We start from the raw sequence: 25,580 nt of genomic DNA on the forward strand, positions 1-25,580 counted from the left end.
TGGGTGCACACCACCTCCCTTCCTGTGACGCCGGTCCGCACCATCGTCACGACCGGGTAACGGTGCCCGGACAGGGAGGGCTGACATGCGGCGGACCGGATTACTGATCGCGATCGTGGTGACGATCACCGCGATCCTGGGCGGGCTCGGCGTGGTCGGCGCACCACCGGCGCAGGCCGCGACGCTGACCCAGGTGAGCAACTTCGGCAGCAACCCCGGAGCGCTGGCGATGTACGCCTACCGGCCCGCAGGCGCCACCTCCGGCCGGCCGGTCGTCGTGGCACTGCACGGCTGCACCCAGAACGCGGCCGGCTACGCCGCAGGCTCGGGCTGGACCGAGCTCGCCGACCGCTGGGGCTTCACCGTCGTCTTCCCGCAGCAGCCGACGGCGAACAACCAGACCTCGTGCTTCAACTGGTTCCAGGCCGGTGACGTCACCCGCGGCCAGGGCGAGGCGGCGTCCATCGCCGCGATGGTGGCCTACACCCGCTCGACCTGGGGCGCCGGACGGGCCTACGTCTCCGGGCTGTCCGCGGGCGGCGCGATGAGCGCGGCGATGCTCGCCGCCTACCCCGACGTCTTCACCGCAGGGGCGATCATCGCCGGCATCCCGGTGGGCTGCGCCACCGACACCGTCACCGCCTTCAGCTGCATGAACACCCCGCCCACCCGCACGCCGGCCCAGTGGGCGTCCGCGGTGCGGGCCAAGGCACCCAGCGGGACGACGGACTGGCCCGAGGTGTCGATCTGGCACGGCGACGCCGACTTCACCGTGCGTCCCGGCAACGCGACCGGCAGCCGGGACCAGTGGACGGCGGTGCACGGAGTGGCCCAGTCCCCGACCGCAACGACGTCGCTCCCCGGTGGCACGACCCGCGCGGTCTACGCGTCGTCCGACGGCGTGGCCCGGGTGACCACCTACACGATCGCCGGCATGGGCCACGCCACCCCCAACGACCCCGGCACCGGAGCGCAGCAGTGCGGGCAGGCCGGCGCCTACTTCGCCGACACCCTGTGCTCCAGCTGGTACGACGCGGTGGCCTGGGGGTTGGACGGCGGCTCCGGCGGCACTCCCCCGACGACGGCCACGCCGACCACGCCCCCGACCAGCACGCCCCCCACGACCGGGCCGTCGCTCGGGTGCTGGACCGCGTCCAACTACGCCCACACCCAGGCCGGCCGGGCCACCCAGTCCGGCGGCCGGGCCTACGCCGTGGGCTCCGGCACCGACCTCGGGCTGTGGAACACCTTCGTGACCACCAGCCTCCGGGAGACCAGCGCCGGCTACTACACGAACGTGCCTGCCTGCTGAGACGCTGCCGGCCGCGCGGCCCGGCTCACATACAGGCGATGTGCTGGGCCCCCCGTCACGCAGGGGCCCAGCACCGCCAGTTGTGGGCATCGATTACTGCGCCTGCCGAGTGCCTACTCCAACAAATCTCGTCGCCACATCAGACACTCACATCGACGATCTTCGATTCAACCGCGCCGGCCCCGTGGACGTCAGGTGGGCGCATGGCAGCCAGCTGGTAGAGCATTTACCCACCAGCGCCGATGACGCGTCCGGTTTTACCCGTGAAGGTAATTCACGACCGCAGGTTCCTCGGGTAACGAACCAGATCGGACGTCGAAAATGTCCCAATTCTCCCGTCGCGCGAGCCGCGCCACCGCCTTTGCCGCCATCTTCTTCGCCGGGTTCGCGCTACTCGGCGCGTGCGCCGGCTCCCAGGCACCGGCGGCCGCGCCGACGGCACCGGAGTCCAGTTCATCGACGGCGGCCACCGCGCCTGCGGCGGCACCGTCCACCGGCGTGAAGCCCACCGTCGTGCTGGTGCACGGGGCGTGGGCCGACGCGTCGAGCTGGGACGGGGAAGTCTCCGCACTGCGCAAGCAGGGCTACGACGCCCGGGCCATCGCCAACCCCCTGGAGAACCTCACCACCGACGCCGAGTCCGTCAAGAGTTTTCTCTCGACGCTGAGCGGGCCGATCGTGCTGGTCGGCCATTCCTATGGCGGAGCGGTGATCACCAACGCCGCAGTGGACAACCCGAACATCAAGGCGCTGGTCTACATCGACGCCGCCGCTCCGGACGTCGGCGAGACCAACGGCTCGCTGAGCGGCGCTGATTCGGTTCTCAAGACGAATCCCGATGGAAAGCTCTTCGACAAGGTCCCGTACCCGGGCGCACCGGCAGGCGCCGTCGACCTCTACCTCAAGCAGGACATCTTCGTGCACAACTTCGGCAGCGATCTCCCGCCGGACCTGGCCACGCAGTTGTGGGCGACCCAGCGCGCCGCGTCGACGAGTGCCTTCGACACGCCCTCGAAGTACGCGGCATGGAAGACGATCCCGTCGTGGTACTTCATCAGCAGCGGCGACCAGATCATCACGCCCACCTCCGAGAAGGCCATGGCCCAGCGGGCCCACTCACACGTCACCCTCTTCAACGGCGGGTCGCATCTGACCCTGATCTCCCACCCCGACGCAGTGACCGCTGTCATCCAGCAGGCCATCGACTCCGTGCGCTGACGCGATCGCCATGGCGACGACATCATCCAGACCGCAGAAGCGGTGGGACACGCGCCGCACCGCCAAGGCCGAACGCCTGCGAGCCGGCGCCGCGCACTGCGACGGCAAGGTGGTCGAACGGGGCCGGCTGAAGGATCTGCTGCAGAACGTCGTCCGACCTGGCGACCGGGTGGCTCTCGAGGGAGACAACCAGAAGCAGGCCGACTACCTGTCGCGCACGCTTGCGGACTGCGATCCCGAGCGGATCAACAAGCTGCACATGCTCATCTCGTCGGTGTCCCGGTCCGAACACCTCGACCTGTTCGAACGCGGCATCGCAACCAAGCTGGACCTGGCCTATGCGGGTCCCCAGAGCGTCCGGATCGCGCAGCTGGTCGACGACGGCACCGTGCAGATCGGCGCCATCCACACCTATGTCGAGCTGTACGCCAGGATGTTCGTCGACCTGGCCCCGGACGTCGTGCTGCTGTGTGCCGACAAGGCAGACCGCGACGGCAACCTGTACACCGGCGCGAACACCGAGGACACCCCGACGATCGCCGAAGCCGGCGCGTTCCACGACGGCGTGGTGATCGTCCAGGCGAACGAGATCGTCGGCTCCGAAGAGCTTCCGCGAGTGGACATCCCGGGCAGTTGGGTCGACTACGTCGTCGCCGCGGACCGTCCGTTCTTCCTCGAGCCGCTGTTCACCCGCGACCCTCGGCACATCGGTGACGTCGAGATCCTCAAGGCCATGATCGCCATCCGGGGCGTCTACGAGCGTCACGAGGTGGTCTCGCTCAATCACGGCATCGGTTTCGACACGGCAGCGATCGAACTGCTGCTACCGACGTATGGCGAACAACTCGGCCTCAGGGGCCGGATCGCGAAGCACTGGGTGCTGAACCCGCACCCCACCATGATCCCCGCGATCGAGTCCGGGTGGGTCGAGTCGATCTACAGCTTCGGTGGGGAGTCCGGCATGAACCGGTACGCCGCCGCGCGCCCGGACGTGTTCTTCAACGGCGCCGACGGCTCGTTGCGCTCGAACCGGGTGCTCGGTCAACTGGCGGGCCAGTACGCCGTCGACATGTTCATCGGATCGTCGCTGCAGATCGACGGGGACGCGAACTCCTCGACCGTCACGGACGGGCGGCTGTCCGGCTTCGGCGGCGCTCCGAACATGGGTCACGATCCACACGGCCGTCGGCACTCCACGCCTGCCTGGCTGGAACTCGCCCGTGGAGAGGGCGCAAGCAGACGGGGTCGCAAACTGGTGGTTGCGCTGGCCCCGACCTTCCGGGCCGGAGGAGTACCCACCTTCGTGGAAACGCTCGACGCGGTCTACGTCGGCAAGCAGGCCGGCATGCCGCTGCCGCCGGTGATGATCTACGGCGACGACGTCTCCCACGTGGTCACCGAGGAAGGCGTCGCGTACCTGTACAAAGCGCATTCCCTGGCCGACCGGCGGGACGCGCTGGCCGCGATCGCCGGCGTCACCCCGGTCGGACGTCGTGCCGAAGCGCGGCGCACGGAGGCGCTGCGCCGCGACGGTCTCGTCGCCTTCCCCGAAGATCTCGAGGTCGAGACCCGGCTGGCCAACCGCTCGCTGCTCGCCGCGCGCAGCATCGAGGACCTGGTCGCCTGGTCCGGTGGGCTCTACGAACCACCGTCACAGTTCAGGGACTGGTGATCCGGTGACTGCCGCAAGGCTGGAGACGACAACGGCTCTCGCCGCGGACGACGTCGCCGATCTGGCCGTCACGGCACTGCGCGCCGAGGCCGACCTGACCCCGAAACCGGGACTGGTCGACCGCCGGGGCACCGGCGCCCATGCCGACATGGACCTGAGCATGTTGCACGACTCGGCCGAGTCGTTGCGCGGCGCATTCACCGAATGCGCCTCGGCAGCGGGGGACTCGGACTCGGCGATCGACCTACGCGTGCGTCTCGGCCTGATCGGCCGCAACGGTGAAGAGGCCATGCTCGATGCCACCGGCGGGGTCAACACCCACCGCGGCGCCCTGTGGGCGCTGGGCCTGCTGAGCGCCGGAGCGGCGGTGCGCGGCGACATGGCAGGTGCGATCGACGTCGCCGCCCTGCTGGCCCGGATTCCCGACCCCGCCCTGGAGGGTGACCCGATCGCGACGATGTCGCACGGTGCACGGGTCCGCAGGCGTTACGGCACGTCCGGTGCGGCAGGCGAGGCGCAGGCGGGGTTTCCCCACGTTCGGCGGCACGCATTTCCTGCGCTCCACGCGGCCCGCCGGGCAGGCCTCGACGAAGCGTCCGCCCGGTTGGACGCGCTGCTGTCCCTGGTCGCCCATCTCGACGACACCTGTGTGCTGCACCGCGGCGGACCCGCAGCATTGAGTGCCGTTCAGGCCGGCGCCCTGGCCGTCCGTGCGGCGGGCGGGTGCCGTACCCCACTGGGTCGAGACCACTTCACGGCGCTGGACCGGATGTGCCTGGACCGCCGGCTGTCTCCGGGCGGCAGCGGGGACCTGCTGTCGGTCACGCTGTTTCTCGACGCCCTGGACGAAAGGACATCCCCGCCGTGCAGACTCTGAACTACGAGTTTCCCGCCACGCAGGTGGCACGACGCGCGGTCCACATCGGCGTCGTCGCCTCGGGTGATCTCGAGATCCTGCTCGCACCACCTGAATCGGGCGAGCCGCCGGACCTCGCCACCGTGCGGGTCCGCACCAGTGTCAACGGGTTCGACACGGTATGGCACGACGTCCTCGAGCGGTTCTTCGCACGGGCCACGCTGGCGGGTCGATGGGAGCTCAACGACTTCGGCGCCACGCCGGGCGTGGTCAATCTGCGCCTGCGCCAAGCCGCCGAGTCGGCCACCACGAACGGAGCGGACTCGTGACCGGCACCGAGAACGCCGCCCTGTTGGGCGAACAGACCTGGCACGACTTGCTCCAACGCCGCAGCTTCATCGAACTCGACGCACTCGGCCGTGCCACTGCGCTCCTCGACCCTGGTTCCGTGCGGGTCCTCGCCGGGCCGTTCGACCGGCTGGAGTCCCCATGGCTGATGCCCCAGGACGTCACGCCGCAGGCCGATGACGGCACCGTCATCGCCCGCGGCACCGTCGACGGGCACCCAGCGGTGACAGCCGCGATCGAACAGGGTTTCCAGGGCGGCGGGACCGGCGAGGTGTCGGGCGCAAAGATCTCCCAGGCGCTGCTGCTGGCAGCCGCGGATTCGCGGGCCGGGACACCGACCGCCGCGGTGATCCTCTTCGAGACCGGCGGAGTCCGGCTGCAGGAGGCCAACCTCGGTCTCAATGCGGTCGCCGAGATCTGTTCGGCCGTGCTCGATCTACGTCCTCTCGCACCGGTCATCGGTGTCGTCGCGGGCACCGTCGGTTCGTTCGGCGGGATGAGCATCGCGGCGGGGCTGTGCACCCGGTTGATCGTCACCCCGCAGGCGCGGATCGGGCTCAACGGGCCGGCCGTCATCGAACAGGAGGGCGGCGTCGACGAGTTCGACTCGAGCGACCACAAGCTGGTCTGGGCGGTCACCGGCGGAGAGCAGCGAGTGGCGACCGCACTCGCCGACGACCTCGTTCCGGATGACGCGGATCTGTTGCGCGCCACCCTGGTGTCGGCCGTCGCCGCCGGCGTCGCCGAGCCCGGCCGATACCGCAGCCAACGCCTCGACGTCCTCGCGTCACGCTTGGCGACGCTCGACCCCGCCGAACAGCCGACCCCCGCAGACCTTCGCCGACTCTGGGGTTCTGCGTACGAGCCGGTCCCCACGCCGGCGCTGCCGGACGGCTCACCCGCGCGGCACACCCATCCCGAGACGCGCGGGCGGGCCTGGCTGGGCGCCCTCAGTGGTGGCGTCACCCCCGAAGCGATCATCCCGTCGGTCCTGTCGGCGACGACGCAGGACGCCCGCTATCTCGCCGTGGTTCCCGATCCGCAGAACCGGTTCTATCGCGCCCGCGAGGGGCAGGTCGGGCTCACGGAGTCGCTGGCCCTGGCCCAGTCCGTGCGTGACCTGATCGAAGCCGACCGGGACGCAGAACGGAAACGGGCGATCATCGCCGTCGTCGACCTCCCCAGCCAGGCCTACGGCCGCAACGAGGAGATGGCGGGCCTGCATCAGGCCATGGCAGCTACCACCGATGCGTATCACGCGGCCCGCACCGCGGGGCACCCGATCGTCGCCGTGGTCGTCGGAACGGCACTGTCCGGCGGATTCCTCACCCATGGCCTGCAGGCCAACCAGATCCTGGCTCTCGATGACCCTCACGTCGAGATCCACGCCATGCACAAGGCCGCCGCCGCGCGAATCACGCTGCGCAGCGTGCAACAGCTCGACGAGCTCGCGAAGACCATCGTGCCGATGAGCTACGACGTCCGGACTGGGCCGAGCTCGGATTCTGCGACGGCCTGCTCGCCGTCGACGACGCCGACGCGCCGACTCCGGGCGACGTCCGCAAGGTCGGAGCGGCGATCACCGACGCGGTCGAGCGCGCGCAGCACGGCCCGCTCGACCTGTCCAACCGGCTCGACTCCGAGGCTGCCGTCACCACCCGGCACGCCTCGCGCGCGGTCCGTGACCTGCTTGCCCGGCAATGGAACCCAGAACCACAGCCGTGACACCGCCGCAACCACACGATCTGCTCAGGCTGTCCGGCGCGGCAGCGGATGCACTGCCCGCCGGCGCCCCGTCATGGGTGCGGTCCGCGCTGCGGGCCACCCCGTGGGTGGTCGTCCGGCGGGCTGCGGTCCCCGATGGGCTCATCGCGGTCGGTGTCCGCGGAAGCGGCCGATCTCATCGCCATGCGTGGAGCGTCACCCCGCACGACGTCGTCCGGCGCGTGGCTCCGGAAGACCTCGTCGACGTGCCCTCCGCATCCGGCGCCGAGGTGGCAGCGATCCGGGCGTTCAGAGCGGTCCGGACGCTGCTCGACGAGTCGGGGATGGCGTGGGGACCGACCGGAAGCGTCGGCTTCGAGCTCACGACCGGGTCGCCCACCGCGTCGCCGGACAGCGATCTCGATCTTCTGGTCCGGGCCCCGCAGCTCACCTCGGCCGTGCTGAACCGGCTCGCGGCGGTGCGCCGTCACCTCGACCGGTCGGAAGTCCGCGTCGACTGCCAGGTCGAGATCCGCACGGGCGCGATCGCACTGGACGAGCTCCTCTCCGCCGGCCGCGACGTCCTGGTGAAGACGCCGCTGGGCCCCCAGCTGCTGCCACGCGCACTTGCCGTGCGATGAGCCTGGCCTTCCTGTTCCCCGGCCAGGGTTCCCAGCAGCCGAACATGCTGGATGCCCTTCCCGGCAGTCCCGCCGTCGCAGCCGTCCTGGCTGAGTCCCGGTCCTGTCTCGAGCGTCTCGGAATGCCTGCGGACGTCGACAGCGCCTCGGCCCTGGCCGACACCACCAATGTCCAGCTCGCCCTGCTGATCGCCGGGGTCGCATGTGCCCGCGCCCTCATCGAGGACGGGGGGCTGAAGCCGCAGTTCGTCGCCGGCCATTCCGTTGGAGCGTTCGCCGCCGCCGTGACCGCGGGAGTGCTCGACCTCGCAGACGCCATGACCGCCGTCGAGCTCCGCGGGCGATCGATGAAGGATGCTTGCTCACAGGGCGGCTGGGGAATGGCCGCCCTGACCGGCTTGCCCATCCGTGCCGCGAGGCAGCTGGTGGAGGACCTGCCGACCGACGACGTGTGGTTGGCCAACATCAACAGCGCCACGCAGACCGTTCTCAGCGGCACCACGGCCGCACTGCAGATTGCGGGCCACGCCGCCAGGGCGGCCGGCGCCGCCGATTACCAGCGGCTCGACGTCACGGTCGCCTCGCACTGTCCCCTGCAGGCGGGCACCGCGCAGCGGCTCGTGGCGCACCTTGCCGGACTCCCCCGGCGCATCCCGACGGCGCGCTACCTCACCAACACGCGGGGCCGGGCGGTGGACACCGCCGAGGCGATCTTCGACGATCTCGCGCAGGCGGTGGCCCATCCCGTGCAGTGGTACGACGCCGCCCGGCTGATGCCCGAGCTCGGTGCCTCGTTCACCATCGAGACCCACCCGGGTCACGTCCTCACCCGGCTGGTGCGGTCGGCAACCACCGGACTCACCGCGGTGTCGTTGCAGGACGACGGCTTTCACTCGACAGTCGCCCGGGCTCGCCGCAAGCAGTGATCGTGGGTTCCTAGGGACCGTTCGGACGGTCCCGCCCCAGCTGGGCGGCCGCCAGGTCGACCAGCCGGTCCACGCCTGCCGAGGTGCCCCAGCACAGGGGCAGCACCACCACAATGGCCAGGACCACCTGCAGCGGGAACGGGAGCTGGGTGATCCACAGCTCGACCGCGTCCCACCAGTCGGCCACCGCGCGCATCACGTCCCCACCCCCCGTCACGTTCCGAGCCGCCTCATCGCCCACACGGTAGCGGGCAACCGATGCGACTAGTTTTCCTGCCATGTTCGCCGTCTACGCCGCAGAGCCCAACGCCGACGCTCCGCTCGACTCCCTGACCGTGGGCGAGCGCCCCGAACCCGAGGTGCCCGACGGCTGGGTGGCCGTATCGGTCGCCGCCGCCAGCCTGAACATGCACGACCTGTGGACGCTGCGAGGCGTCGGCATCAAGCCCGAGCAGTTCCCGATGATCCTCGGCTGCGACGGCGCCGGCACCCTGGAGGACGGCACCGAGGTCGTGCTGCACTCGGTGATCGGCGACGCGTCGCTGCACGGTGACGAGACCCTCGACCCGAAGCGCACACTGCTCACCGAGAAGCACCAGGGCACGTTCGCCGACACCGTCGTGGTCCCGAAGCGCAACGCCGTGCCGAAGCCCGCGGGTCTCACCCCGGTGCAGGCGTCGGTGATGGGCACGGCCTGGCTGACGGCCTACCGGATGCTGTTCGTGAAGTCCGGGCTGCGGCCCGGCCAGACCATGCTGGTGCAGGGTGCGTCCGGAGGGGTCTCCACGGCGCTCGTACAGCTCGGTACCGCGGCGGGGATGCGGGTCTGGGTCACCGGCCGCACGGAGGAGAAGCGGGCGGTCGCGGAGAAGCTGGGCGCGCACGCCACGTTCCCGTCGGGGGAGCGGCTGCCCGAGCGCGTCGATGCCGTATTCGAGACGGTCGGTGACGCCACGTGGTCACACTCGATGCGGGCACTCAAGCCCGGCGGTGTGATTGTTGTGAGCGGATCGACGAGCGGTCCGAACCCGGGCGCCGATCTCCAGCGTCTGTTCTTCCTCCAGCTCCGCGTCGTCGGTTCGACCATGGGCACCCGGGAAGAGCTGTCCGACCTGCTCAGTTTCGTTGCGAACGCCGGTATCAGCCCCGAGATCGGGCTCGAACTGCCGATGGATCAGGCTGCTGAGGGGTTCCGCGCGATGCTCGACGGCGAGACATCTGGCAAGATCGTCTTTACCAAATAGCGCCGTCCGTCGCGTTGGATCAGCCGCTCGTCTACGGCAACTGGTTCCTGAGAGACCCGCTTGGCCCTCTCAGGACGTACAGTAAGTAACCGTGTCTGAGCCACCAAGTCGAACGGCGCCGGGGTCCGTGTACATCCCGGTGCCCCGAGTGACAGGTCTGGTCGAGTTGCTTGACCGGTTGGACCGTGCGGTCGCCGCCGCACTGTCGCCGGTCACCTCGGCGGAAGGGGTCAGCCGAGATGGCTGGCGAGTGCTGCTGATGCTGGCCCGCGGCGGTGGTCGGAGCATGGGCGAGATCGCCTCGCACACCGCTCTGCCTGCCCCGACGGCCACCCGTGTGGTGGACCGGTTGGTCGCTGCCAAGCTGGCCTACCGGCGCACGGATCCGGAGGACCGCCGTCGCGTTCTCGTCCATCTCGCTGCGGACGGTCGCGCTGTGGTCGAACGAGTCTGCGGGCGCGTGGAACGCCGCGCAGGCGAAGCACTCGGCTCCCCCCACACCCCCGAGCGCGCCCAGCTCGCCGAACTCCTCGAAGCCCTGGCCTGCCAGGGCGTCAACGTCTGACCGACCTTCGCTCCCACGCCGCCTCCCCAGCAGCCTCGCCTCCCCGCCCACAGCCTCCCCGCCAGCCCCCCGGATCAGCCCCGCTTCACCCCGAGCGCGTTGTCCAGCCAGTCCCGCCCGCGAGCACCGAGGTGCTCGCGGGCAGCCACGATCATCGGCACCTGGCTGCGCTCGCCGGTGAGCGCAGCCATCAGGTGGGTCACCGTGACGCCGTGAACGGGACGGTCGAGCACACGCACGGAGTCGCCCGCCGCCACCGCGCCGGGACGTTCGACGGCCAGGTAGGCACCTGGCCGTCGGGCGGCGACGAACCGCCGGACGAGATCGGGCACGCCGCGGAACCCGGCGAACACCTGGCACGGGATCCGGGGGCCGCGGACCTGCAGCACGGTGTCCCCCACCTGCCAGCGCTCGCCGATCACGGCGCCCGAGCAGTCCACCCCCGACATCGTGAGGTTCTCCCCCACCCCGCCGGGCAGCACCGGCTGTCCGAGCTCGGCCGTCCAGAACGCGAGGTCGTCGACCGAGTAGGCGTACACGGCCTGGTCCGGGCCGCCGTGGTTCGCGACGTCGCACACCGTGTCGCCGTCGAGGCCGGTGGCCGTGAGCAGCACCGGGCCCTCGACCGGACGCTTGTCGATGCCGGAACGCCCGCTCTTGACCTTCGTCCAGTCGTCGGTGCGCACGACGGCCACGTTCACCGACTCGACCCGTCCCCCGGCCTGCGTGGCCTGCGTGGTCATCTCAGCGCTCCCCCGTCCCGAGGTCCCGGAGCGGGCGCTCCGAGCACCGTGTCAGCCGTGACCCGTCCCGCGTCGGTGTAGGGGAAGACAGCGAGCACCAGCACGGCCACCCCGAGCACCACCAGGCGCCAGAGCAAGTTGCCGCGTCCGCACAGCCAGCCGGCCGCGTAGGCGACCGTCAGCGGCACCGCCACCGCGTAGAACCCGGTGAGCTCCGCCGCGCGGTCGGCGACCGCCCCGGGCGCGGCGGCGAGCACGGTGACCGCGACGCCGATCCCGAGGGTCACCAGCAGCCCTACGAGAAGCAGCGTGAACCGCCGCTTCGACCGGCCGGCGAACACCCCGATCACCAGGACGACCACCAGGACGAGGCCGGCGACCCCCGGCGACTGCCCGCCGGGTGCCGCCGGAAGATCCGTCATGGGGTCATGGTAAGGGGAACGGCGATCATCGCCGAGATCATTCGCACCGGCGGCGCCCCATGATCAGGGCGGCGCCGACGCCTACTTCTTCCCGGACTTGGCGTCCCCCGCGGAGTCGGTGGACAGCGCCGCGACGAAGGCCTCCTGCGGGACCTCGACCCGTCCGATGGTCTTCATCCGCTTCTTGCCCTCCTTCTGCTTCTCCAGCAGCTTGCGCTTGCGAGTGATGTCACCGCCGTAGCACTTGGCGAGAACGTCCTTGCGGATCGCCCGGATGTTCTCCCGCGCGATGATCCGCGACCCGATCGCCGCCTGGATCGGCACCTCGAACTGCTGGCGCGGGATCAGCTCACGCAGCTTGGTGGTCATGGACGTGCCGTAGGAGTAGGCATCGTCCTTGTGCCGGATCGCGGAGAACGCGTCGACCGCCTCGCCCTGCAGCATGATGTCGACCTTCACCAGCTCCGCCTCCTGCTCGCCCGCCTCCTCGTAGTCGAGGCTGGCGTAGCCGCGGGTGCGTGACTTCAGGGCGTCGAAGAAGTCGAAGATGATCTCGGCGAGCGGCATCGTGTAGCGCAGCTCGACCCGGCTCTCCGACAGGTAGTCCATCCCGCCGAGCTGGCCGCGCCTGCCCTGGCACAGCTCCATGATCGTGCCGATGAACTCCGACGGCGCCAGTACCGTCACCTTCACCACCGGCTCGAAGATCTGCGCGACCTTGCCGGTCGGCCAGTCGGACGGGTTGGTCACCGTCATCTCGGTGCCGTCGTCCTTGATCACGCGGTAGACGACGTTCGGCGCGGTGGAGATCAGGTCCAGCCCGGCCTCGCGCTCCAGCCGGTCGCGGGTGATCTCCAGGTGCAGCAGGCCGAGGAACCCGCAGCGGAACCCGAAGCCCAGCGCCGCCGAGGTCTCCGGCTCGTAGGTGAGCGCGGCGTCGTTGAGCTGCAGCTTGTCCAGCGCCTCACGCAGGTCCGGGTACTCCGAGCCGTCGACGGGGTAGAGGCCCGAGTAGACCATCGGACGCGGCTCGCGGTAGCCCGTGAGCGGCTGCGTGGCGCCGTGGCGCTGGCTCGTGATCGTGTCGCCGACCTTCGACTGCCGCACGTCCTTCACGCCGGTGATGAGGTAGCCCACCTCGCCGACGCCGAGCCCGACGCTCGGCTTGGGCTCCGGGGAGACGATGCCCACCTCGAGCAGCTCGTGGGTGGTGCCCGTGGACATCATCTTGATCCGCTCGCGCGGGGTGATCTTCCCGTCGACCACACGGATGTAGGTGACGACGCCGCGGTAGGTGTCGTAGACCGAGTCGAAGATCATCGCCCGTGCGGGGGCATCGGGGTCACCGACCGGCGCCGGTGTCACCCGGACCACCTCGTCGAGCAGCTCCCGCACGCCGAGCCCGGTCTTGGCGCTCACCCGCAGCACGTCGTCGGGCTCGCAGCCCACGATGTGCGCGATCTCCGCCGCGTACCGGTCCGGGTCGGCGGCCGGCAGGTCGATCTTGTTGAGGACCGGGATGATCGTGAGGTCCTTCTCCAGCGCCAGGTACAGGTTGGCCAGCGTCTGGGCCTCGATGCCCTGCGCGGCGTCGACCAGCAGGACGGCGCCCTCACACGCCTCGAGCGCCCGGCTCACCTCGTAGGTGAAGTCGACGTGGCCGGGGGTGTCGATGAGGTGCAGGACGTGTTCCGTGGTCCCCACCTTCCACGGCAACCGCACGTTCTGCGCCTTGATCGTGATGCCGCGCTCGCGCTCGATGTCCATCCGGTCGAGGTACTGGGCGCGCATCGCCCGCTCCTCCACCACACCGGTGAGCTGCAGCATGCGGTCGGCCAAGGTGGACTTGCCGTGGTCGATGTGGGCGATGATGCAGAAGTTCCGGATCAGCTCCGGAGGGGTGAACGTCTGGTCGGCGAACGAGCTCACTCACGGATCCTTCAGGTATAGGTCCCTCTATCGTCCCATGCGGCGCCGTGAGCGCGGAGCCGCCGGTCACCCGGCCCCCGCGCACGCACCATGGAGCCGTACTGCTGTGGGGACGGGCTGCACGGAGCATTACGGCTCCGCAGTGCGCCGGCCCGGGCGGGCGCGACCTGGCGATCACCGTCAGCGGGCCGGACAGATCGCCGAAACCGGCCTCCCACCGGAGCGCATCTCGTGTCACCATGACCAAATCGTGGAGACTCAGGGCCGAGACGGAGCTCCGCGGTCCCCCCGTCGGGACCCCAGCCTCGGCGACCGATCCGAGCTGCCCGATGGCCTTCGCAGGGGGCGACCCGTGACTCCGCGCTCATCGGCCCTCGCCGTCCCGAGCGAGTGCGTACTCGTGAGGGGCGAGGCGAGCTGCCGCTGCGCACAGGACGCATGCCGGCTGACCGACCAGCAGATCCTGGTCCGGGCCACCGACAAGTTCCGCTGGCAGCAGCGGGGCACCTCGGCGGGCGCGGTGGCCGCCCGGATCGGGCTGGACGAGCTGCTCGCGCACGCCCGCAAGCACCGCCCGTCGCCACTCGTGTCCGAGCTGCTCCGGATGTGCATCCTGCTGCGCATCCTCGACCCGGTCCGTACCGCCCCTGGCCACCCCGACGCGGAGACGGTCGAGGCGGAGGTCGAGGCTCTGCTCCTGGAGTACACCGAGCTCGCCGAGCTCGATGACGACCCGCGCAGGCTCGGCGAGGCCGCCACGCTCCGCGCGCACCGCACCGCCGTCTTCCACCAGGGGGAGAACGCGCTCACCGACACCGCAGTCGCCCACGCCATCCTCACCGAGCTCACCGCCCCGGGTCCCCACGAGGACCCTGCAGAATGGTCGCGGCTGCTCTCGCGGAGTCTCAACGGGCTGGTCCTCGTGCTGCTCAAGCTCGGCTCGCACGAGCTGGCCGACGAGGTGTCACAGCGGGCGATCACCGTGTCCGAGGGCGGTGCGTCGTTGATGGACCGTCTCGTGCTCCAGCTCAACCGCGTCCGGCTGCAGCTGTCGTGGGCGCTGCGCCTCGAGCGTGGCGGACGCGATGCGGCCGCCGCCACCCGCTTCGTCGGCGCCGCGCAGACCGCGCAGACCGCCGCCCGGCTCTGGGCCGCCGCGCACGGCCTGCCCGAAGGCGGGACCGCGGCCATCGAGGAGTGCTCGATCATCGGAGCGGCGTACTCCTTGAAGCAGCCGGCGCCCGAGCACCTGGAGATGCTCGTCGCGCTCGAGCCGATGACCAACTTCACCGAGGACCGCATCATGCTCGCCATCGCCACGGCACGTTGCCTGCTCGCAGCGGGCGGTCCGGGCGACGCGGCGGCGGCACTCGCCCCGCTGCACCACGAGCTGCGCAAGTCCACCCCGGACGCCGTGCTCGCTCTCGCGCTGCACCGGGAGTTCGCGAGGATGGACGAGCTCGCCCACGGTGCACCGCGGCGCTCCGACGCGCTCGCGAGCTACGCCGAGGCGCTGGAGGCCGAGCTGTGGGCCCTGCGCGAGGCGCGCCTCACCGCGCTGCGCAGCCACTCCGAGCACCACCGGTTGGCCCGCGAGCACGGCGCGGTGGCCGCCCAGGCCCTGCAGGACCCGCTCACCGGGCTGCCGAACCGGCGGGCGCTGGACATGCGGCTCGTCGAGGCCACCACCACGCCGGCACTCCAGCCGTGTGCCGTCGCCCTGATCGACCTCGACCGGTTCAAGGACGTCAACGACGCCCGCTCCCACGCCGCGGGCGACGCCGTGCTGCGCGAGGTCGCCATGTGCCTGCGCACCATCCTGCGTTCCCAGGACCTCGTGGCCCGCTACGGCGGCGACGAGTTCGTCGTGGTCATGCCGGCCACGCCGCTGCCCGAGGCGCGGGCGGCGCTGCAGCGGGCCACCGACGCCGTGGCCGCACTGCCCGCCGATGTCGCCGCCGGCGTCACCATGTCGGTCGGGGTGGTCCGCGCCCCGCTCGACGGCGAGCCCGAGGTGGCGCTCGCCGCCGCGGACGCCGCCATGTACCGGGCCAAGCACTCCGGTGGCAACACCGTGGTCACCGGCGCCGTTCACGCCGGCCGCGTCATGTCCACAGTGCCGTCGAGCGCGGCCACCGTTCCGCCCGAGTAGCTGCCGTCACCGGCGGCACGCCGATGTCACGGGGCCGGGGTCACTGGGAGTCCAGGAACCGGGCCAGCACCGCCGCGCCCCGATCGGGATCCTGGGTCATCCACCAGTGCCCGAGCCCGTCGAGCACCTCCTCACGAGCACCCGCCCGCACCGCGGCACGGTGGCGTTGCTCGACCGTGCCCACGAAATGATCCTCGGTGGCCACCACCGAGAGCCCCGGGCGGGCCGCCGCAGCCTCCAGCCCGGCCCCGAGCTCCGCCAGCACCGGCTGCGCCGCCGAGCGGTACAGCGCGAGGATGCACTCCCCCATCGTCGCGTCGAAAGCAGGCGCGATGCGCTCGGCGACCTCAACAGCCATGCCGCGCTCGGCCAGGTTCGCCACCACCTTCTCCACCGGGATGTCCAACCGCTCCTCGATCGCCGCCTCACCCACCCCGGGGGTCTGCCAGTCCTGCGCCAGGTCGTGCCACACGTAGTCCGGATCGAAGATCCCCACGACATCGGAGCACCAGCTGCGCAGCAGGTCGGGCCGGGTCATCGCGACGTTGAGCACGTGCCCACCGCCCCAGTCGTGACCCACCAGGTCGACCGGGCGCCCGATGGCCTCCAGCTCGGCCACCAGCCAGTCGCGGTACTCCTCGACCGTCGCGGTCCAGCCCGGCGGCACCGGGGCCCCGAACCCCGGCGGCGAGAGCCGCACCTGGTCGGCGTGGCCGAGCGCGGACAGCCGCTCGCTCAGCGGCTCCCACAACGCCTCGGTCTCCGGATTGCCGTGCACCAGAACCACCGTCATGCGATCACCCTAGGCCGACCGCGGGAGCTGCCCGGCCGGGCCGATTTCCGGCGGCCCCCGCCGGGCTGTAACATGGACCGCTGAGCGCCCGGCGTGAACGCAGGATCCCCCGCCGCCGGTGCGGACCGGAACAAGGCGAAGAAGAACTCGAGGCATTCGCGTGGCCAACATCAAGTCCCAGATCAAGCGGGTCAAGACCAACGAGAAGCGCCGCCAGCGCAACAAGTCGGTCAAGTCCGCCGTTCGCACCGCCGTGCGGCGTTTCCGCGAGGCTGCGGAGGCCGGCGACACCGAGAAGGCCACCGAGCTGCAGCGGGCCGCAGCCCGTGCGCTCGACAAGGCGGCCAGCAAGGGCGTCATCCACAAGAACCAGGCCGCCAACCGCAAGTCGTCGCTGTCCAAGCGCGTCGACGCGCTCTGACGAGGCGCCAGCTCCAGCTCACAACGGCGCTGCCCCCCGGGGGCGGCGCCGTTGTGCTGTGTCATCGCCACAGCGCCGACCCTCCGGTTGCGCTCAGCGTGACTCGCGCGCCGCGCAGATCCGCAGCACCGCGCGTTCCAGCGCGTACCCCGCGTCGGCCGCCGCCCCCTTGACGTCGGCGTTCACCTCGGCCGCCGCGTCGAACGCGACCGCGAGCGACTCGGGCTGCCACGCCCGTACCTGGGCCTGAGCTTTGCGCACCTTCCACGGCGGCATGCCCAGCGTGCCCGCGAGCCGATTGGGGTCGCCCCGGCCGGCCGCACCCACCCTGGCCAGGGTGCGCACCCCGTCGGCCAGCGCGTCGGCCACGAGAACGGGCGCCACCCCCAGCACGAGCGCCCAGCGCAACGCCTCCAGCGCCCCCGCCCGGTCGCCGGCCATCACCTTGTCGGCCACCGCGAAACCGGACGCCTCCGCGCGGCCCCGGTGGTAGCGGCGCACGGCCTGCTCGTCGACGGTGCCGCCGGTGTCGGCCACGAGCTGGCCCGCCGCGGCAGCGAGCTCCCGCAGGTCGGACCCGACCGCCTCGATCAGGACGCCCACCGCGGCGGGGGCGATCCGCCCACCGGCGCGTCGCACCTCGGAGCGCACGAAGTCGGACCGCTCCTCGGAGCGGGTGATCCGGTTGCACGTGGTGACGACGGCGCCACCCTTGCGCAGCGCGTCGGCCAGCGCCTTGTTGCGGGCGCCCCCCGCGTGGAGCACGACCAGGACGATGCCATCGGCCGGATCGGCCGACTGCTCGACGATCGCCGTGGCGAGCTCCTTGCCCACCTCGTGGGCGGCCTGCAGGACGATGACCCGGCCCTCGGCGAACAGCGACGGGCTCAGGTTGTCGGCCAGGTCGACCGGGGTGAGGTCGGCGGCCCGGTAACGCCGCAGCTCGGCGCCGGGCTCACCCGCCCGCACCTCCGCGACGACCTGCTCGACCGCCCGCTCCACCAGCAGCTCCTCCTCGCCGAGGATGAGGCGCAACGGCGCGGGCGGAGGGGGCGCGGACATGCCGTCCATGCTTGCGCACGCCACCGACATCGCGTGACCCGGCTCCCAGAATCCGGACAGGACTTGGGTCCGCAGTGGATCGTGACGTAACGTGTCTGACATCTGACGGCTGCTCGACCAGCCGCGGAACAACTTCACATGGCTCATCCAGAGGGGCAGAGGGAACGGCCCGGCGAAGCCCCGGCAACCGGCGATGCGCGTCCGCGCTCGATCACGGTGCCAATTCCGACCCGCATGGTGCGGGGAAGATGAGGAGATCTTTCGATGACCCTGACTGCCTCCACGCGTCCCGACGGCGGATCCACCGCCGCCTACGACCTCGGGCCCGCGCGCGCCCTGTCCTGTCGGGAGTGCGGCCACCAGATTCCGCTCGCGGCCGAGTTCGCCTGCCCCCAGTGCTTCGGCCCGCTCGAGGTCGCCTACGACTTCGGCACGGTGACCCGTGAGTCCATCGAGGCCGGCCCCAAGTCGATCTGGCGCTACCGGCAGCTGTTGCCCGTGCCGTCCACCGTGCAGGAGCACCCCAACACCGAGCCCGGTCTCACCCGCCTGATCAAGGCTGACCGGCTGGGCGCCGCGCTGGGGCTGCGCAACCTCTGGGTGAAGGACGACACCGGCAACCCGACCCACTCCTTCAAGGACCGCGTGGTCGCGGTGGCGCTCGCCGCCGCGCGCGAGCTCGGGTTCTCGGTGCTCGCCTGCCCGTCCACGGGCAACCTCGCCAACGCCGTGGCCGCCGCAGCGGCCCGCGCCGGGTGGGACTCGGTCGTGCTCATCCCGTCCTCGCTCGAGCAGGCGAAGGTGCTCACCACCGCCGTCTACGACGGCACCCTGCTCGCCGTCGACGGCAACTACGACGACGTCAACCGGCTGGCCACCGAGCTCGCCGCCGAGCACGAGGACTGGGCGTTCGTCAACGTCAACGTGCGGCCGTACTACGCCGAGGGCTCCAAGACCCTGGGCTACGAGGTGGCCGAGCAGCTCGGCTGGCGGCTGCCGGAGCAGATCGTGGTGCCCGTGGCGTCGGGGTCCCAGCTGACCAAGGTGGACAAGGGCTTCACCGAGCTCGGCAAGCTGGGCCTGGTGGAGCCCACGCCCTACCGCGTGTTCGGGGCGCAGGCCACCGGCTGCTCCCCCGTGGCCAAGGCGTTCGAGGACGGCCACGACGTGGTGCAGCCGGTGCGCCCGGACACGATCGCCCGCTCGCTCGCGATCGGCAACCCGGCCGACGGCCCCTACGTCCTCGACGCGGTGCGCCGCACCGGGGGTGCGGTGGCGCACGTCAGCGACGCCGAGGTGGTCGACGGCATCCGGCTGCTCGCCCGCACCGAGGGGGTCTTCGCCGAGACCGCGGGCGGGGTCACGGTGGCCACCGCGAAGAAGCTCGTGGAGTCGGGCAAGCTCGACCCGGACGCCGAGACCGTGCTGCTGATCACCGGCGACGGCCTCAAGACCCTCGACGCGGTCGCCGGCCAGATCGGCCCGTCGGCCACGGTGCCCTCCACCAGCAAGGCCGTGCGCGAGGCGCTGGCGGCGCGCGGGCTCTGAGCCGGGGCGGCCCCCGGCGCGGTCACGAGGCGCTGGGGGCGGCAACCTCGGGTTGCGCGTCCCGGATCGTGTGCCAGATCGCGCGCCTGCGCTGCTGTTCGGCCGGGTCGGCCACGGGCGCCGAGGCGAGGAGCCGTTGGGTGTAGCGGTGGCGCGGCGCCTGCAGCACCTGGGCGGTGCTCCCCTGCTCGACGATCCGCCCGCGGTGCATGACGCCGACCCGGGCCGCGAGCGCGCCGATCACGGCGAGGTCGTGCGAGATGAACAGGCAGGCGAACCTCAGCTGTGCCTGCAGGTCCCGGAACAGGTCGAGGATCCGGGCCTGCACGGAGACGTCCAGGGAGCTGGTCGGTTCGTCGGCGATCAGGAGGTCGGGGTTCAGGGCGATGGCTCTGGCGATGCCGACCCGTTGACGTTTGCCCCCGGAGAGCTCGTGCGGGAACCGGTCGCGTGTGGAGGTCGGGAGCTGCGCGGCGTCGAGCAGGTCGTCCACCCGGCGGCTCAGGTCGCTGCCGTGCAGGCGGGTGTGCAGGCGCAGCGGCTCGGCCACGCTGGCGCCGATGGTGGCCCGGGGGTTCAACGACGACGCGGGGTCCTGGAAGACCATGCCGATCCGGCCACGGGCGCGCCGCAGGGCCTTGCCGCGCAGCGCGGCGAGGTCGTCGCCGGAGAGCCGGATCGCGCCCCACTCTGGTCGCACCAGGCCGGTGATGGCCGCGGCGATCGTGCTCTTGCCCGAACCCGACTCACCGACGAGCCCGTACACCTCTCCGGCGGCGACGTGCAGACTCACCCCCTCCACGGCCGGGACGTCGAACCGCCCGCGGTAGGTCACCCGCAGGTCCTCCACGGTCAGGATGCCGGCGCCGTCGACACGGATGCCGGGCTGCTCCGGCGCGGGGACCGGCGGGGCGGCGGGCAGGGACACCACGGCGTCGAGCAGTTGGCGCGTGTACTCCTCACGGGGTGCGGCGAACAGCTGCGCGACGCTCGCCTCCTCCACCACCCGGCCCGCCCGCATCACGACGACCCGGTCGGCGAGGTCGGCGACCACCCCCATGTCGTGGGTGATGAGCAGGATCCCGATGCCGAGCCGGTCACGCAGGTCGCGCAGGAGGTCGAGGATCTCGGCCTGCACGGTCACGTCGAGCGCGGTGGTGGGCTCGTCGGCGATGAGCAGGGCGGGCTCGTTGGCGATCGCGATGGCGATCACCACCCGTTGCAGTTGACCGCCGGACAGCTCGTGGGGGTAGGAGCGGGCCTTGCGCTGCGGGTCGGGTAGCCCGACCAGCGCCAGGAGCTCGAGCATGCGCTGCCGGGCCGCCGCCCGCGTCAGCGAACGATGGGTCGTGATCGCCTCGAGCACCTGGGCACCGATGGTCAGCACCGGGTTGAGCGCGCTCATCGGCTCCTGGAAGACGAAGCCGACCTCGTTGCCACGCACAGCACGCAGCTCCTCCGCGTCGAGGGCGATCAGCTCCCGCCCGCGCAGCAGCGCCGAGCCGGACACCGTGGCGGTGCCCGGGAGCAGCCCCAGCAGCGACATCGCCGTGACCGTCTTCCCCGAGCCCGACTCGCCGACGACGGCCACCACCTCGCCGGTTCCCACCGAGTAGCTGACCTCCGTCACGGCGGCGGTCGACCGGCCGGCGGCGCCGAAGGACACCGAGATGTCCCGCACCTCCAGCAAGGCAGGCGCGGTCACGGCGTGATGCCCACCTTGAGGTAGTTGGGATAGGCGGGGAAGGCCGCCACGAAGAAGTCGCCGACCTTCGAGCCGCGCAGGAACGAGTTGCGCGTGTAGATCAGCGGCACGACGGGGCTGTCCTGCATGATCCGCCGGTCCACCGCGGCCCACTTGCGTCCGGCCTCGACCGGGTCCACCGTGGCCTGCGCGTCGGCGATCAACGCGTCCACCTCGGCGTTGGAGTACCGGGAGATGTTGTAGCCGCCGTTGCCGATCTCGCCGGACGCGAAGAGCGGCTGGATGTTGCCGTTCGGGCTCGGGAAGTCGGGCTGCCAGCTGAAGTAGGCCAGGTCGTAGTTCGCCTGTGCGCCCGTCACCTCCGCGGTGAAGGCGTCGGAGTCGAGCGGCCGGATCGACACCTGGATGCCCGCCCTGGCGAGTGCCGCCCCGACCGCCTGTGCCCTGTCCGCCCCACCGTTGGAGGTGCTCACCAGCAGGCTCAGGCCGGGCAGGCCGTCGGGATGGCCGGCGGCCGCGAGCATCTGCTTGGCCTTCTCCGGGTCGCCGGCCGGTTGCGTGGGGTAGAGGTCGTAGGTCTCCCGGCCGGCGATGCCGGGGGTGATGAGGGTGGTGGCGACCTCCCCGGCGAGCGCCGCCGAGCCTGCGGCAGCCACCTGGAAGGCGCTTCGGTCCACCGCGTACTGGAACGCCGTGCGCACCGCGGGATCGGCCAGCGGGCCCTTCTGGGTGTTCATGACCAGCATGGCCAGCGCGCCGGCGTCGGAGGTGACCACCCGCTGCTTGACGGCGGGGTTGCCCTCCAGCTGGGCCAGGGTGGCCGCTGCGACGAACGAGGCCCCGAAGGCGAAGCGGTCGTCACCGCTGTCGGCGGCGAGTCGCTGGGAGATCACCGTCCGGTCCTGGGAGAACTGGAAGACGACCTGGTCGGGCAGGCCGGTGCGGACCTGGTCGGTCGCCTTGTCCCAGTTCGGGTTGCGCACCAGGGTGGCTCCCACGCCCTGCTGGTAGGACTGCACCTGGTACGGGCCGGAGCCGACGGGGTGTTCGCCGTAGTTCGCCTCGGCGCCGGTGTTACGCGGCACGGGCGCGAAGGCCGGGGTGCTGGCGATCCACGTCCAGTCGCCGTAGGGGCGGGCCAGCCGGAAGACGATCGTCTTCTCGTCGGGGGTCTCGATCGAGCTGAGCTCCTGCCCCTCGAACGGGCCGCGGTAGTCGCCCCCGCCGACGAGCAGCGACTTGTGGTAGGTGAGGCCCTGCGAGAACGCGGGCGAGAAGGACCGCTCCACCCCCCACTTGACGTCCGCGCTGGTGATCGGGGACCCGTCGGAGAACCGCAACCCGTCCTTGAGGGTGAACGTCCACGTCGCCCCGCCGTCGCTGGGCGTGCCGGTGTCGGTGGCGAGGTCCGGTACCACCGTGGCGGTGACCCCGGGCCGGATGTCCCAGCTGGTCAGCCTCCGGTGCACGAGGGCCAGCGAGGTGATGGCGAGGCTCTGGCTCTTCGCCGGGTCGAAGGTGTTGGTGGCGCTGTCCTGGAGGACGTAGAGCGTGCCGCCTGGCGCGGTGGCCGCGGTCGTGGTGGCACCGGAGCTGCGCTCGTTCGCGTTGCAGGCCGCCAGCAGTGCACCGGCCCCACTGACCGCGCCTGCCGTCGCAACGAGTCGTAGGAATGCCCGCCGGTCCATGAAGTTCTCCTTGTCGATGATCACGAACGAACCAGCCGCGCCCGGGGGTCGAGCAGGCCGTAGAGCAGGTCGACCAGGGTGTTGGCGACCACGATGAGGAAGGTGGCGAAGACCGTGTAGCCCAGCAGCAGCGGCAGGTCGAGCTGCTGGACGGCATCGATGAGCAGGCCGCCCAGGCCGGGCATCGAGAACACCCGCTCGGTGATGACCGCACCGCCGAGCAGCGAACCGAGGTCCAGACCGAAGATCGTCACCACCGGCAGCGCGACGTTGCGCAGCGCGTGCCGCCGGATCACGCGGGACTCCCGCACGCCCTTCGCCCTGGCCGTGCGGATGAAGTCTCGCCCAGGACGTTCAGCATCTGGTTGCGGGTGAGCCGGGCGTAGAGCGCCGCGTGCAGGAACGCCAGCACGAGCCACGGCAGCACGAGGTGCCACGCCCAGTCGACCGGGCTCTCGGTTAACGGGACATACCCGCTGACCGGCACCACGTCGAGCGTGAACCCGAACAGCAGGATCCCCAGCAGCCCCACCAGGTACGTCGGCGCGGAGACCCCGGCAACGGACCCGGCCATCAGCAGCCGGTCCAACGGCCGTCCGCGGTGCAGTGCGGACACCACCCCGGTGCCGACCCCGACGCACAACCAGATCACGGCCGCCCCGATGGCCAGCGAGAACGTCACCGGCACCCGGCCGGCGATCAGGTCGCTCACCGGGGCGTTCTGCTGGAAGGAGTACCCGAAGCACGGTGCGGCGCAGTGGATGGCGGCGGGGCCGGTGCCGTACGTGCGCCCGACCAGGACGGCCGCGAGGAAGGACAGGTACTGCAGGAACCACGGCTGGTCGAAGCCCATGTACTGCCGCGCGATCGCGAGGTTCCCCGGGGTGCACGGCTTGCCGCAGGAGAGCAGGGCCGGATCGGACGGCAGCAGGTAGAAGACCGCGTAGGTGGCGAGGCTGACCACGACCAGCACCAGCACCATGGACAGCACCCGACCCGCGACGAACCTCAGGAGCGCCATCAGATCCGGTGTCCCGAGCGCGGGTCGACCGCGTCCCGCAGCCCGTCGCCGAGCACGTTGAACGCCCAGGTGGCGAGGAACAGGGCTGCCCCGGGGAAGATCAGGAACATCGGGTCGGTGGCGACCCAGCCGATCGCGTCGGAGATCGATCTGCCCCAGCTGGGCGTCGGCGGGGGAACGCCCACGCCGAGGAAGGACAGGGCCGCCTCCAGCCCGATGTTCGCCGGGATGCTGAGCGTGAACACCACGACGATCGACGCCCACAGGTTGGGCAGCAGCTCCACCCTGAGGACGTGCCAGGGCGGCGCCCCGAGCGACCGCGCGGCGGAGACGAACTTGCGTTGCTTCAACGACAGCGTCTCGGCGCGCACGATCCGCGCGACGCGCGGCCAGCCGAAGAACCCGATGATCAGCACGAGCAGCAGGGGCCGCGGGAAGGACGCCGGCGCGATCGCGCCGAGGGCGATCATGAAGACGAGAGAGGGGAAACCGAGCAGCACGTCCGCGACCCGGACCACGATCCGGTCCACCCAGCCACCGCGGTAGGCGGCGCTGACCCCGAGCAGCACCCCCACCACCGTGGCGATCACGGTGGAGACGGTCCCGATCAGGAACGACGTGCGCGCCCCGTAGGCGACGATCGCGAACAGATCCCGCCCGGTGAGCGGCTCGACACCGAACCAGTGCGCCGCACTCACTCCACCGAGCACCCCTGCCGGCACCCCCGTGGCGGGGTCCAGGGCCGCGATGTCGTAGGTGTACGGATCCTGGCCCTCCAGCGCCGAGAGCAGCGGTGCGGCCAGAGCCACCAGGAGCAGCACCACGATCACCACGGCGGCGGCGAGCACCCAGCGGTCCGTGCGCACTGCCCGCCGCAGTGCGGACACCAGCGACGGGGAGTCGGTCCCGGAGCTACGCCGGGAGAACAGCCGTGTGGCCGGCGGCCGGTTCGGTGCGGTCACAGACAGATCTCCGATGTCGGGGGAGCGACGCGCGAGGGTTACGGGACGCACGCACGGACGGCACGCGCTGATGGGCACCATCTCGACACGTGCCGGGGCCTCACCCGGCGCAGCGGGCGACGGCCGTGGGGTCGGTCAGCGGCTGAGCGGACAGCCCGCGCTCGCGACCCGGAGCAGGTCGACGTAGCGCCGGGACACGAGCAGGCAGGGCCGCGGTACCGCCCTGCGCTCCGCCCAGCCGCTCAAGACCGTCCTGCCTATCCGGGCGAATCCGCCCACCGGGCCAGGCTGCGCCCGGGTCGTCCCAGTCGGGGAGAAGATCACCGGCGGTGATCGTCAGTCAAGCGTTCGCCGTCTTCCTCACATTCAGCCGCCGTGGCCGATGTCAGACGGTCGCCACTACCTTCTCCGCCAGCACGCAGGCCGTTCTCCTCAGAACGTGGCCCAACAGACCGCAGACGGCGACCACCGCGCGCGGCGCACAGGCGCACCGCATCGAGTGCCAACGCCGCCAGGGAGCACGGCCACGAAGCCAGCGGCGTTCCTCTGCCCGGTGTCGTGCATGCCCGGCAGCGGCCGTCCAAGGCTGCGACGTGGAGTGCCGTAAGCGACTCGATGACGTCCGGCATGGAAGCAAGCTCCTCGACG

22 protein-coding genes, 2 pseudogenes and 1 riboswitch are annotated in these 25,580 nt (G+C 71.2%); of the genes and pseudogenes, 13 read left to right on the forward strand and 11 right to left on the reverse strand.

The genetic code is table 11. The features are described 5' to 3' along the window. The first annotated feature begins 85 nt into the window (after nt 1-85). The 8 genes and pseudogenes from ACQPZA_RS28010 to ACQPZA_RS28045 all read left to right on the forward strand — a co-directional run. The gene (locus tag ACQPZA_RS28010; RefSeq protein WP_433275161.1) at nt 86-1,312 is read left to right on the forward strand and encodes an extracellular catalytic domain type 1 short-chain-length polyhydroxyalkanoate depolymerase; all 1,227 of its coding nucleotides are present in this window, start codon (nt 86-88) and stop codon (nt 1,310-1,312) included. Nucleotides 1,313-1,633: 321 nt separating this feature from the next. Beyond that, nucleotides 1,634-2,530 (forward strand): alpha/beta hydrolase, encoded by an 897-nt coding sequence (locus tag ACQPZA_RS28015; RefSeq protein ID WP_433275163.1) that lies wholly within the window; start codon nt 1,634-1,636, stop codon nt 2,528-2,530. Between the two features lie 10 nt (nt 2,531-2,540). Beyond that, on the forward strand, nt 2,541-4,202 hold the full coding sequence (gene mdcA / locus ACQPZA_RS28020) for a malonate decarboxylase subunit alpha (RefSeq protein WP_433275164.1): 1,662 nt from the start codon (nt 2,541-2,543) through the stop codon (nt 4,200-4,202). A 4-nt stretch (nt 4,203-4,206) separates the two neighbouring features. Continuing rightward, nucleotides 4,207-5,079, forward strand: coding sequence for a triphosphoribosyl-dephospho-CoA synthase (locus ACQPZA_RS28025; RefSeq protein ID WP_433275165.1), 873 nt, complete (start codon nt 4,207-4,209; stop codon nt 5,077-5,079). After that, a complete protein-coding gene (mdcC, locus tag ACQPZA_RS28030; protein WP_433275166.1) occupies nt 5,067-5,387 on the forward strand; it encodes a malonate decarboxylase acyl carrier protein in 321 nt (106 codons plus the stop codon). The genes ACQPZA_RS28025 and mdcC overlap by 13 nt, the downstream gene beginning before the upstream one ends. Continuing rightward, a pseudogene (gene mdcD / locus ACQPZA_RS28035) lies at nt 5,291-6,880 on the forward strand (biotin-independent malonate decarboxylase subunit beta); the annotation flags it as partial. The gene mdcC and the pseudogene mdcD, both read left to right, overlap by 97 nt. Before the next feature lie 226 nt (nt 6,881-7,106). Continuing rightward, nucleotides 7,107-7,751 carry a malonate decarboxylase holo-ACP synthase gene (locus ACQPZA_RS28040; protein WP_433283026.1) on the forward strand — a complete coding sequence of 215 codons (645 nt, stop codon included), beginning with the start codon at nt 7,107-7,109 and terminating at the stop codon, nt 7,749-7,751. A gap of 20 nt (nt 7,752-7,771) precedes the next feature. Further along, nucleotides 7,772-8,677: pseudogene (locus tag ACQPZA_RS28045) on the forward strand (ACP S-malonyltransferase); the annotation flags it as partial. A 10-nt stretch (nt 8,678-8,687) separates the two neighbouring features. Here the strand turns inward: ACQPZA_RS28045 and ACQPZA_RS28050 are convergent. Continuing rightward, complete coding sequence (locus tag ACQPZA_RS28050) at nt 8,688-8,894, reverse strand: hypothetical protein (RefSeq protein WP_433275167.1); 207 nt, start codon at nt 8,892-8,894, stop codon at nt 8,688-8,690. Between the two features lie 61 nt (nt 8,895-8,955). Here ACQPZA_RS28050 and ACQPZA_RS28055 point away from each other — a divergent pair, with 61 nt between their 5' ends. Next, nucleotides 8,956-9,921, forward strand: a complete 966-nt coding sequence (locus tag ACQPZA_RS28055; protein ID WP_433275168.1) for a zinc-binding dehydrogenase — start codon at nt 8,956-8,958, stop codon at nt 9,919-9,921. Between the two features lie 148 nt (nt 9,922-10,069). Then, nucleotides 10,070-10,486 (forward strand): MarR family winged helix-turn-helix transcriptional regulator, encoded by a 417-nt coding sequence (locus tag ACQPZA_RS28060; RefSeq protein WP_433275169.1) that lies wholly within the window; start codon nt 10,070-10,072, stop codon nt 10,484-10,486. Nucleotides 10,487-10,560: 74 nt separating this feature from the next. Here ACQPZA_RS28060 and ACQPZA_RS28065 read toward each other — a convergent pair whose 3' ends face one another. The 3 genes from ACQPZA_RS28065 to lepA form a co-directional block, all read right to left on the reverse strand. Continuing rightward, complete coding sequence (locus tag ACQPZA_RS28065) at nt 10,561-11,229, reverse strand: MOSC domain-containing protein (RefSeq protein WP_433275170.1); 669 nt, start codon at nt 11,227-11,229, stop codon at nt 10,561-10,563. Continuing rightward, nucleotides 11,226-11,651 (reverse strand): hypothetical protein, encoded by a 426-nt coding sequence (locus ACQPZA_RS28070; protein WP_169395724.1) that lies wholly within the window; start codon nt 11,649-11,651, stop codon nt 11,226-11,228. The genes ACQPZA_RS28065 and ACQPZA_RS28070 overlap by 4 nt, the downstream gene beginning before the upstream one ends. A gap of 81 nt (nt 11,652-11,732) precedes the next feature. After that, nucleotides 11,733-13,580: a translation elongation factor 4 gene (lepA, locus tag ACQPZA_RS28075; protein WP_169395723.1), complete on the reverse strand. Its 1,848-nt coding sequence runs from the start codon at nt 13,578-13,580 to the stop codon at nt 11,733-11,735. A 352-nt stretch (nt 13,581-13,932) separates the two neighbouring features. Between lepA and ACQPZA_RS28080 the strand changes: the two genes are divergently transcribed. Beyond that, entirely contained in the window at nt 13,933-15,732 is a 1,800-nt protein-coding gene (locus ACQPZA_RS28080) for a diguanylate cyclase (protein WP_433275171.1), read from the forward strand. 40 nt (nt 15,733-15,772) lie between these two features. On the opposite strand, the gene ACQPZA_RS28085 is transcribed toward ACQPZA_RS28080, so the two are convergent. Further along, nucleotides 15,773-16,525 (reverse strand): alpha/beta fold hydrolase, encoded by a 753-nt coding sequence (locus ACQPZA_RS28085; RefSeq protein WP_433275172.1) that lies wholly within the window; start codon nt 16,523-16,525, stop codon nt 15,773-15,775. Between the two features lie 160 nt (nt 16,526-16,685). Between ACQPZA_RS28085 and rpsT the strand changes: the two genes are divergently transcribed. Continuing rightward, nucleotides 16,686-16,946 carry a 30S ribosomal protein S20 gene (rpsT, locus tag ACQPZA_RS28090; protein WP_169395720.1) on the forward strand — a complete coding sequence of 87 codons (261 nt, stop codon included), beginning with the start codon at nt 16,686-16,688 and terminating at the stop codon, nt 16,944-16,946. 93 nt (nt 16,947-17,039) lie between these two features. Here rpsT and holA read toward each other — a convergent pair whose 3' ends face one another. Beyond that, a complete protein-coding gene (gene holA / locus ACQPZA_RS28095) occupies nt 17,040-18,008 on the reverse strand; it encodes a DNA polymerase III subunit delta (protein ID WP_433275173.1) in 969 nt (322 codons plus the stop codon). Nucleotides 18,009-18,148: 140 nt separating this feature from the next. Next, a riboswitch (SAM riboswitch) is annotated at nt 18,149-18,263 on the forward strand. A 9-nt stretch (nt 18,264-18,272) separates the two neighbouring features. On the opposite strand from holA, the gene thrC reads away from it, so the two are divergent. Then, the gene (gene thrC, locus ACQPZA_RS28100; RefSeq protein WP_169395718.1) at nt 18,273-19,556 is read left to right on the forward strand and encodes a threonine synthase; all 1,284 of its coding nucleotides are present in this window, start codon (nt 18,273-18,275) and stop codon (nt 19,554-19,556) included. A 22-nt stretch (nt 19,557-19,578) separates the two neighbouring features. On the opposite strand, the gene ACQPZA_RS28105 is transcribed toward thrC, so the two are convergent. Genes ACQPZA_RS28105 through ACQPZA_RS28125 form a run of 5 tightly spaced genes read right to left on the reverse strand, consistent with a single transcriptional unit; the run spans nt 19,579 to nt 24,860 of the window. Continuing rightward, nucleotides 19,579-21,261: a dipeptide ABC transporter ATP-binding protein gene (locus tag ACQPZA_RS28105; protein WP_433275174.1), complete on the reverse strand. Its 1,683-nt coding sequence runs from the start codon at nt 21,259-21,261 to the stop codon at nt 19,579-19,581. After that, nucleotides 21,258-22,973: an ABC transporter substrate-binding protein gene (locus tag ACQPZA_RS28110; RefSeq protein ID WP_433275175.1), complete on the reverse strand. Its 1,716-nt coding sequence runs from the start codon at nt 22,971-22,973 to the stop codon at nt 21,258-21,260. Before ACQPZA_RS28110 ends, ACQPZA_RS28105 begins: the two co-directional genes overlap by 4 nt. After that, a complete protein-coding gene (locus tag ACQPZA_RS28115; RefSeq protein ID WP_433275176.1) occupies nt 22,970-23,245 on the reverse strand; it encodes an ABC transporter permease subunit in 276 nt (91 codons plus the stop codon). The genes ACQPZA_RS28110 and ACQPZA_RS28115 overlap by 4 nt, the downstream gene beginning before the upstream one ends. Beyond that, nucleotides 23,242-23,970: an ABC transporter permease gene (locus tag ACQPZA_RS28120; protein ID WP_433275177.1), complete on the reverse strand. Its 729-nt coding sequence runs from the start codon at nt 23,968-23,970 to the stop codon at nt 23,242-23,244. Before ACQPZA_RS28120 ends, ACQPZA_RS28115 begins: the two co-directional genes overlap by 4 nt. Beyond that, nucleotides 23,970-24,860 carry an ABC transporter permease gene (locus ACQPZA_RS28125; protein ID WP_433283028.1) on the reverse strand — a complete coding sequence of 297 codons (891 nt, stop codon included), beginning with the start codon at nt 24,858-24,860 and terminating at the stop codon, nt 23,970-23,972. The genes ACQPZA_RS28120 and ACQPZA_RS28125 overlap by 1 nt, the downstream gene beginning before the upstream one ends. Between the last annotated feature and the right edge of the window lie 720 nt (nt 24,861-25,580).

Origin of the sequence: Pseudonocardia xinjiangensis (assembly GCF_050948425.1) — a bacterium.
Taxonomy (GTDB): Bacteria; Actinomycetota; Actinomycetes; order Mycobacteriales; family Pseudonocardiaceae; genus Pseudonocardia; species Pseudonocardia xinjiangensis.

Coding starts and splice junctions, on each gene's coding strand:
- ACQPZA_RS28010 (WP_433275161.1), top strand. CDS start 86: ATGCGGCGGACCGGATTACTGATCGCGATCGTGGTGACGATCACCGCG.
- ACQPZA_RS28015 (WP_433275163.1), top strand. CDS start 1,634: ATGTCCCAATTCTCCCGTCGCGCGAGCCGCGCCACCGCCTTTGCCGCC.
- mdcA (WP_433275164.1), top strand. CDS start 2,541: ATGGCGACGACATCATCCAGACCGCAGAAGCGGTGGGACACGCGCCGC.
- ACQPZA_RS28040 (WP_433283026.1), top strand. CDS start 7,107: ATGGAACCCAGAACCACAGCCGTGACACCGCCGCAACCACACGATCTG.
- ACQPZA_RS28055 (WP_433275168.1), top strand. CDS start 8,956: ATGTTCGCCGTCTACGCCGCAGAGCCCAACGCCGACGCTCCGCTCGAC.
- ACQPZA_RS28065 (WP_433275170.1), bottom strand. CDS start 11,229: ATGACCACGCAGGCCACGCAGGCCGGGGGACGGGTCGAGTCGGTGAAC.
- ACQPZA_RS28070 (WP_169395724.1), bottom strand. CDS start 11,651: ATGACGGATCTTCCGGCGGCACCCGGCGGGCAGTCGCCGGGGGTCGCC.
- ACQPZA_RS28085 (WP_433275172.1), bottom strand. CDS start 16,525: ATGACGGTGGTTCTGGTGCACGGCAATCCGGAGACCGAGGCGTTGTGG.
- holA (WP_433275173.1), bottom strand. CDS start 18,008: ATGTCCGCGCCCCCTCCGCCCGCGCCGTTGCGCCTCATCCTCGGCGAG.
- thrC (WP_169395718.1), top strand. CDS start 18,273: ATGACCCTGACTGCCTCCACGCGTCCCGACGGCGGATCCACCGCCGCC.
- ACQPZA_RS28120 (WP_433275177.1), bottom strand. CDS start 23,970: ATGGCGCTCCTGAGGTTCGTCGCGGGTCGGGTGCTGTCCATGGTGCTG.